At 73.9% G+C, this 8,712-nt stretch carries 6 protein-coding genes; 4 read left to right on the top strand and 2 right to left on the bottom strand.

The window, feature by feature from the left end; translation table 11 throughout:
* Window positions 1-165: 165 nt before the first annotated feature.
* Window positions 166-1,704, bottom strand: coding sequence for an MFS transporter (locus ACFZAU_RS05060; RefSeq protein ID WP_500551158.1), 1,539 nt, complete (start codon window positions 1,702-1,704; stop codon window positions 166-168).
* Window positions 1,701-2,108 (bottom strand): DUF3291 domain-containing protein, encoded by a 408-nt coding sequence (locus tag ACFZAU_RS05055; RefSeq protein WP_500551157.1) that lies wholly within the window; start codon window positions 2,106-2,108, stop codon window positions 1,701-1,703. Before ACFZAU_RS05055 ends, ACFZAU_RS05060 begins: the two co-directional genes overlap by 4 nt.
* Before the next feature lie 411 nt (window positions 2,109-2,519).
* Between ACFZAU_RS05055 and ACFZAU_RS05050 the strand changes: the two genes are divergently transcribed.
* The 4 genes from ACFZAU_RS05050 to ACFZAU_RS05035 form a co-directional block, all read left to right on the top strand.
* Window positions 2,520-3,812, top strand: a complete 1,293-nt coding sequence (locus tag ACFZAU_RS05050) for an NAD(P)/FAD-dependent oxidoreductase (protein WP_500551156.1) — start codon at window positions 2,520-2,522, stop codon at window positions 3,810-3,812.
* 15 nt (window positions 3,813-3,827) lie between these two features.
* Window positions 3,828-4,094 (top strand): acyl carrier protein, encoded by a 267-nt coding sequence (locus ACFZAU_RS05045; protein WP_499602637.1) that lies wholly within the window; start codon window positions 3,828-3,830, stop codon window positions 4,092-4,094.
* Window positions 4,078-4,977, top strand: a complete 900-nt coding sequence (locus tag ACFZAU_RS05040; protein ID WP_500551155.1) for a thioesterase domain-containing protein — start codon at window positions 4,078-4,080, stop codon at window positions 4,975-4,977. The genes ACFZAU_RS05045 and ACFZAU_RS05040 overlap by 17 nt, the downstream gene beginning before the upstream one ends.
* Before the next feature lie 36 nt (window positions 4,978-5,013).
* Window positions 5,014-8,712: beta-ketoacyl synthase N-terminal-like domain-containing protein (locus ACFZAU_RS05035; RefSeq protein WP_500551154.1), on the top strand; the 3,699-nt coding region annotated here is incomplete at its 3' end.

Below are 8,712 nucleotides of genomic sequence, written 5' to 3'. Positions count from 1 at the left end.
CGCCCCCGCGGGGGGGGGGGGGGGCGCGGGGGGGGCCGGGGGGGGGGGGGGGGGCGGGGGGGGGGGGGGGCCCCCCCCCCCCCCCGGCGCGGGGGGGGGGGGGGGGCCCCCCCCCCCCCCCCCCCCCGCCCCGGCCCGGCACCGAAGTCCCGCGTGCCCGCCGGGCTACGCCGCGGCCGGCTTGCGGGCCAGGAACACCGCGGCCAGCACGGCCGCCACGAAGGACACCCCGGCGACGACCAGAAGACCGGTGTGGATGCCCACCGTGAAGGACGCGCCGATCGCCTCCGTCACCGCGGGCGTCGAGCGGCCGCTGCCGCTCCCGCCGCTGCGCGCCACCTCCACGACCGCCCCGGCGACCGGCGGCGGCACATGGGCGGCCGTCAGCCGCTCCGGCAGCGCGCCGATGAACCTGACCGCCAGGACGGCGCCGAGCACCGAGGTCGCCAGCACCGAACCGATCTGCCGGAACGCGGTGACGGCGTTCGACGCGGCACCCATCTGCTCGGGCCGCACCACCGCGAACGCGGCCGCCGTCGACGGTGCGACGACCAGCCCGCTGCCCAGCCCGACCAGGGCCAGCCCCACCGCCGTGACCGCGTACGGGCTGTCCGGCTGCTGCCGTACCAGCACCACGGCGGCGGCGGCCGTCACCAGCGAACCCGCGGCCAGCAGACGGGCCGCGCCGACCCGCCCGGCGATCCGCTGCGCGGCCAGCGTGGACAGCACGAAGAACACCATCGCGGGCAGCAGCCGCACCCCCGTGGCCATCGGCGCGACCTCCTGGACCCGCTGCAGGAACAGCACTTGCAGGAAGATGACCCCGACGAACGCGAACAGCGCCGCCGCGGCCACCACCAGCGCCGCCGACACCCGCACCGAGCCCATCATGCGCACGTCCAGCATCGGCATCGCCGTACGCCGCTCCACCAGCACCAGCGCGACCAGCGACACGACGGCCACCGCCAGCGCCGTCACCACCACCGGGTCGTCGTAGCCGGTCCGGCCGCCGACCGCGATCCCGTACACCAGCGTGCCCAGGCCCAGCACGGACAGGCCCTGGCCGGGCAGGTCCAGCGGGCGGTCGGGCACCTTCGACTCGCCCACCGCGTACAGCGCGACGGCCACCGTGACCACCGCGAGCGGGGTGTTGACCAGGTAGACCGCGGGCCAGTCGAAGCGGTCGAGCAACGCGCCGCCGAGCAGCGGCCCGACGGCCAGGCCGAGCCCGGACACCGACACCCACACCGTGATGTAGCGCAGCATGCGCGGCAGGTCGACGAAGAAGGTCGTCGTGATGATCGCCAGCGAGGTGGGCAGCACCAGCGCCCCGCCGATCCCGCTGACCGCCCGCCCCACCAGCACCTGCGGGTAGCCGCCGGCGGTGGCCACGACCAGCGAGCCGGCCGCCAGCGCGACCACGCCGGCCACGAACACCCGTCGCCGCCCGTAGCGTTCGCCGAGCGCGCCGCCCGACAGCACGCACGCGGCGACCACCAGGGTGTAGGTGCTGGACACCCAGCTCAGGTCGGCCGGCGCGACGTGCATGTCGACCTGCAGGGCGCGCAGCGTCGAGATCGCCGCCGTCACCTCGATGAACGACATGAACAGCCCGAGGCAGGCGGCGAGCAGCACCAGCCGGCCGCGCGGCACCACCGGCTTCTGCGGCGCCTGGGCGGACGCCGCGCCCGCCACGGTGCTCACTTGGCCCGCTCCTTCTCGGCCAGGCGCCGGGTGGCGTCGTCCCAGGCCACGGGCAGCCCGTCACGGGCGGTGGGGTAGAAGACGAACACCGAGCGGTCCATCACCTTGCGCAGCCGCGCCACGACGCGCGCGTGCGGGTCGGTGCGGGCGAAGGCGTCCAGCGCCTCCTGGTCCCGCCACGCCGACAGCGTCCAGAACGTCCGCTTCAGCGGCTCCGCGCGCAGCGAGGCGCCGTACACACCCGGCGCGGACCGCACCTGCTTCCACACCACCAGCGACAGCAGGAAGAAACGCGGCACGCTCAGCAGCGACTTCACTTGGAGCTTGGAGGCCATGACCACGGCCTCGCCCGAGCCGGCGGACTCCTCGGCGGCGGCCCCGGGCATCCAGGGAATGGTGGGCATGGCGGCTCTCTCCTCTTCGGTACGGGTGCGCGGTCCACCGCGCCGTCGCGGCGGGAACTCCCGCCACCCACATGAGTCCCTCCCGTGAGCCTTCCGGACACCTCCGGGACGCCGATCGGCGCGTCCGCACGGCAGTTGGCCTGTTCGCGCCCCCGGTGCCCGCCGGCCACCGATCCGGACACCCGGGACGGGCCGTATCGGCGGCCCCGATGGGCCGGAAACCGTCGGTGATGCGGTGTTTGACCCTCCGCCCCGCGCCGCCCTACGTTCCCTGTGCGCCGCCCGCCGCGCCGATCCGCGCGGGACACGGACGACTTCACGCCTTCAGAGGTCCCAGCCCTCTGCGCTCCAGCCGCCGTCGCCCAACGCGACCGGTTCCTGAGAACTGCTCGAGCCGAGGGGCCGCCTGCCATGACCACCCGTGTCGCTGTCGTCGGAGCCGGCATATCCGGTCTGTCCGCCGCGTACCACCTGCCCGACGACGTCGAAGTCACCGTCTACGAGAAGGAGGACCGCCCCGGCGGCCACGCCCTGACCGTCGAGGTGGAGGAGGACGGCCGCACCATCGGGATCGACACCGCCTTCGTGGTCTTCAACTCCCGGACGTACCCGCAGCTGACCGCCTTCTTCCAGGAGCTCGGGGCCACCGCCCTGGACCACACCGGCGGCTTCGACTTCTTCGACCTCGACCGCGGACTCGACTACGGCACCGCCGAGTTCGAGCTCACCGAGGAGGAGATCGCGCGGCGCTACCCCGCCGACTTCCTGCCCCTGTGGCGGGACGCCGAGCGCTTCCACCGCGAGGCCCCCCGCGACTTCCTGCGCAAGCGCACCGACATGGCCCTCGGCGAGTACCTGGACCGGGGCGGCTACTCCGAGGCCTTCAAGTACGGCTACGTGGTGCTGCTGGCCACCGCCGTCTGGTCGGTGCCGGCGGAACTGATCTGGGAGATGCCGGCGACCACCGTCATCGCCTTCTTCATGTCGCACGACCCGGGCGGCCTCGGCGGCCGCTCGGTGGCGTGGAAGACCGTCTCCGGCGGCAGCGTCGAGTACGTCCGCCGGGTCGTCGCCGCGATCAACGGCAAGGTCCGCACCGGCAGCCCGGTCACCCGGGTCCGCGAGGAGCCCGGCCCGGACGGCGGCGTCGTCATCGGCACCGCCGCCGGCGAGGAGCGCTACGACTACGCGGTGCTCGCCTCGCACGCCGACCAGACCCTGGCCGTGCTGGAGCAACCCACCGCAGCGCAGGCCGGCGTCCTCGGCAAGGTCCGCTACAGCTCCACCCGGGCCGTGCTGCACACCGACCCGTCCGGCATGCCGCCGGACCGCTCCCGCTGGCAGAGCTGGAACTACGGCCTGAAGACCGTCGACGGCCGCACCCGCACCTGGGTCGCGTACTACATGAACTCCCTGCAGGGCTTCACCGCCCGCGAGGACTATTTCGTCACCCTCGACTGCCCGGTCGTCCCCCGCGACGAACTGGTCATCCGCGAGCTGCCGTTCACCCATCCGGTGATCGACCTGGACGTGCGCTCCATGCAGCGCACCATCTACGCCGTCAACGACACCGGCCGGATCAAGCTCGCCGGCTCGTACTTCCACTCGCCCAAGATCGGCCACGACCTGATCGGCTCCCACGAGGCCGGGTACGTCTCCGGGCTCAAGGCCGCCGAGTCCATCGCCCGCGACATCAAGAAGTGAAGTGAGGGAATCCCCATGCAGCGTGTCACCGCCGAGGAAGCGCAGGCCTGGCTGGTCGAGAAGCTCGCGGTCCGGCTGGAGGTCGAGCCGTCCCAGATCGACGTCGACCGCTACTTCGACGAGTTCGACCTCGACTCCACCGAGGCGCTGATCCTCGCCGGCGAACTGGAGAAGTGGCTCGGCTTCGAGCTGGAGGCGACCGCGCTCTGGTACCACCCCACCATCGCCGCGCTGTCCGAGCACATCGCCGAGGAGAACGCCCGCCATGTCGCAGCGGCCTGACCGCACCGCCGCCCGCCCGGCGCCCCGCCCGGTCCTCACGCCGCTGCGCGAGCCGGCCGGCGGGGCGGCCCGCCGGCTCTACGCCGTCCACCCGGGCGCGCTGGCGCCCACCGCGTGGCAGCCGCTCGCCGAACGGCTGCCCGAGGACACCGCGCTGTCCCTGCTCGACCTCGGCAACGTCCCGGAGTTCTTCGCCGCCGCCCTCGACCCGGACGCCTGCGGGGTCACCGTCGGCGGCCTGGCCGAACGCTGCCTCGCGGAGATCACCGCCTCGGCCCCCGCGGACACGCCGTTCTCGCTGGTCGGCTGGTCCTTCGGCGGGGTCGTCGGCTACGAGGTCGCCGCCCGGCTCGACGCCGCGGGACACGGCGCCCGGCTGGAGGAGCTCGTCCTCCTCGACAGCATCGCGCCCGTCCCCGCCTTCAAGCGCGCCGACGAGCTCCTGGACCCGGCGATGCTGCTCGACTGGTTCGCCATGTACCTCGGCGCCAAGCGCGGCCGCCCCCTCGTCCTGAGCGTCCCGCCGGTCGCCGGCACCGACGAGGGCCTGCCCGCGCTGCTGGCCGCGGCCACCGCCCAGGGCGTCCTGCCCCCCGGCACCGAACTCGCCGGGCTGCGCAAGCTCTACGCCGCCTACCACGGCGGTCTGCTGCGCAACAACCGCTGCACCGCACCGTACGAACCTACTCCGCTCGACCGCACGGTCACCCTCGTCAAGCCGGAGCGCTCCCTGCTCCCGGACCGCGGTGACCTCGGCTGGAGCAGGCTCAGCACCCGCCCCGTGCGGCGGCTGGGCGTCCCCGGCGACCACTACACGATGCTCCGGGAGCCCACCGCCGTCGCCGTGCTCGCCGGACTGCTGGCCGCCCCGGCCGTCGCCTGAGCACTCGTGGATCCGCGCCCCCGCCACCCGGCGCCCATGACCGAGAGGACCGTCGTGCATCACTCACGTCTGGCCGAGACACCGATCGCCATCGTCGGGTTGGCCGGCCTGTTCCCCAAGTCGCGCGACCTGCGCGAGTTCTGGCACAACATCGTGGACGCCCGCGACTGCATCGAGGACGTCCCGGCGAGCCACTGGAACCCCGACGACCACTACGACCCGGACCCCGCCGCCGAGGACAAGACCTACGCCCGACGCGGCGGGTTCCTGCCGGAGGTCGCCTTCAACCCCATGGAGTTCGGCCTGCCCCCGAACACCCTGGAGGTCACCGACATCCTCCAGCTGCTCTCGCTGACCGTCGCCCGCGACGTGCTGCGCGACGCGGGCACGGAGGGCGCGGACTGGTACGACGCGAGCCGGACCGGCGTGATCCTCGGCGTCACCGGCGCCAACTCCCTCACCCAGCCGCTCTCCGCGCGCCTGCAGACGCCCGTGCTCAAGGAGGTCGTGCGCAGCACCGGACTGAGCGAGGCCGACGCCGAGGAGATCGCCCGCCGCTTCAAGAAGGCCTACGTCCCGTGGGAGGAGAACTCCTTCCCCGGCATGCTCGGCAACGTCGTCGCCGGGCGCATCGCCAACCGCTTCGACCTGGGCGGCACCAACTGCACCGTCGACGCCGCCTGCGCCAGCTCGCTGGCCGCCGTCAAGCTCGCCGTCAGCGAGCTGATCGAGGGCCGCGCCGACCTGATGCTCACCGGCGGCTGCGACGCCGAGAACACCATCCTCATGTACATGTGCTTCAGCAAGACCCCGGCGTTCTCGAAGAGCCAGGTCATCAAGCCCTTCGACGAGTCCGCCGACGGCACGCTGATCGGCGAGGGCATCGGCATGCTCGCCCTCAAGCGGCTCGCCGACGCGGAGCGCGACGGCGACCGCGTCTACGCCGTGCTCCGCGGCATCGGCACCTCCAGCGACGGCCGCTTCAAGTCCATCTACGCCCCGCGAGCCGAGGGCCAGCAGCTCGCGCTGCGCCGCGCCTACGAGGACGCCGCCGTGCCCGCCGGCTCCGTCGAGCTCTTCGAGGCCCACGGCACCGGCACGGCGGTCGGCGACCACACCGAGCTGTCCGCCCTCGGGTCCTTCGTCGGCGACCAGCCGGGCTCCGGCGAGCTCGGCTACGCCGCCATCGGCAGCGTCAAGTCCCAGATCGGGCACACCAAGGCCGCCGCGGGCGCGGCCGGCCTCATCAAGCTGGCGCTCTCCCTGCACCAGAAGGTGCTGCCGCCCACCATCAACGTCGACCGGCCCAGCGAGGCCGTCGACCCGGCGCGCACCCCCTTCTACGTCAGCCCCCAGGCCCGCCCCTGGATCCTGGACCCGGCCCGCGACAAGCGGCGCGCCGCGGTCTCCTCCTTCGGCTTCGGCGGCACCAACTTCCACATGGTGCTGGAGGAGCACGACCCCGCCGCCGCCCGCACCGTGCTCGGCCCGGTCGCCCGCACCGGCCTGTGGCACGCCGCCGACCCCGAGGCGCTCGCCCGCCGCCTGGAGCAGGGCGCCGCCCCCGACCCGGCCGGCTGGATACCCGCGGGCGACGCGCGGCTCGGCATCGTCGCCCGCGACGACGCCGGCTTCGAGGAACTGCGGGCCGCCGCCGTGGAGCTGCTGCGCGCCAAGCCCGACGCGTCCTCCTGGCAGCACCCCAAGGGCATCACCTACCGCCGCGCCGGCCTCCCGTCCGGGACGAAGACGGCCGCCGTCTTCGCCGGGCAGGGCAGCCAGTACGTCGGCATGGGCCGCCGGGCCGCCCTCGCCCTGCCCCCCGTCCTCGCCGCCTACGACAGGGCCAACCGCATCAGCACCGGCCCGGAGACCCTGGGCCGGGTCGTCTTCCCGCCGCCCGCCTTCGACGACGCCACGCGCACCGCGCAGGAGGAGGCACTGCGCCGCACCGAGTTCGCGCAGCCTGCCATCGGCGCCCTGTCCGCAGGGCAGTTCGCCTGGTTCCGCGAGCTGGGCTTCGCCCCCGACGGCGCCGTCGGCCACTCCTTCGGCGAGCTCACCGCGCTGTGGGCGGCCGGCGCCCTCGACGACGACGGCTTCGCCGAACTGGCCCGCGCCCGCGGGCTGGCCATGGCCCCGCCGAGCGCGGCCGCCGCCGACTTCGACCCGGGCGCCATGGCCGCCATACGCGCCGAACTCGGCGAGGTGCAGGGGCTCGTCGCCACCTACCGCAGCGTCGCCATCTGCAACATCAACGCCCCCGGCCAGATCGTCGTGGGCGGCCCCACCGCCGAGGTCGACCGCCTCGTCGCCGACGTCGCCGCCCGCCGGATCCCCGCCAAGCGGCTGCCGGTCTCCGCTGCCTTCCACACCCGCTTCGTCGCCCACGCCGCCGACGCCTTCCGCGCGGCCGTCGACCGCGTCGGCCTCGGCACACCGCGCATCCCCGTCTACGCCAACACGCCGGGCGCGGCCTACGGCACCGACGCGGACGCCAACCGCGCCACGCTCGTCGAGCAGCTGCTGCAGCCCGTCGCGTTCCAGACCCGCATCGAGGAGATGTACGCGGACGGCTACCGCGTCTTCGTGGAGTTCGGGCCCAAGCGCGTGCTGTCCGACCTCGTCGACCGCATCCTCGACGGGCGCGGCGACGTGGTCACCGTCGCGGTCGACGGCGGGCCCAGCAAGGACGGCGAGGTCTCGCTGAAGCGGGCCGCCGTCGAACTGGCCGTCCTGGGCCTCCCGGTCACCGGCATCGACGACCACGCCGAGCCGCTCCCGGAGGCACCTGTGCGCAAGGGCCTCACGATCCCGCTGCGGGGCGTCAACTACGTCTCCGACGCCCGGCGCGAGGCGTACGCGAAGGCCCTGGCGGAGCCCGTGGTCACGCTCGCGGCGCAGGCCCCGGTGCCGACGCCGACGCCGGTGCCGACGCCGGTGCCGGTGGCGGTGCCGGTGGCGGCTGTGGAGGCGGCCCCGTCCGACGCCCTCGGCGACCTCGTCCGCGAGGGGCTGGGGCTCCAGGCCGAGATCCTCGACGCCCACGTCACCACCGTCCGCGAGGCGATCACCTCCCTGGAGCGGACCGTCCGCGCGGGCGGTCACCCCGACACGGACGCAGCCCTGCGGCTCATCGAGCAGCACGGCAGCTCCATCACGGCCGCCCACGAGCGTGCGACCCGCCTGCTGATCGACGCCCTCCGCGGTGACGACGCACCCCCGCCGGCCGCCGCGCCGGCGCCCGCCGCCGAGCCCGCGGAGGTCGCGGAGGTCGCCGCGGAGGTTCCTGCTCCTGCGCCTGCTCCTGCGGTTCCCGCCGTGAGTGGCGCTGTGTTGGATGCGTTGCTTGAGGTGGTGGCGGAGAAGACGGGTTATCCGGCGGAGATGTTGGAGCCGGGTATGGATCTGGAAACTGATTTGGGGATCGATTCGATCAAGCGGGTTCAGATCATGGGGGCGTTGCAGGAGCGGTTCCCGGTGTCGGGGGACATCGATCCGGAGCGTCTGGGTGAGCTGCGGACCCTGGATGACATCGCCGGGTTCCTTGGTGGGGTCTCGGTGCCTGCGCCTGCGCCCGTTGTCGCCGAGTCCGTGGAGGTTCCTGCGCCTGCTCCTGCGGTTCCCGCCGTGAGTGGCGCTGTGTTGGATGCGTTGCTTGAGGTGGTGGCGGAGAAGACGGGTTATCCGGCGGAGATGTTGGAGCCGGGTATGGATCTGGAAGCTGATCTGGGG

The organism is Streptomyces sp. NPDC008238 (assembly GCF_042956445.1).
GTDB lineage: Bacteria > Actinomycetota > Actinomycetes > Streptomycetales > Streptomycetaceae > Actinacidiphila.
The sequence above is the reverse complement of the archived record's forward strand: the minus strand, read 5'-3'. Positions and strand labels throughout refer to the sequence as shown.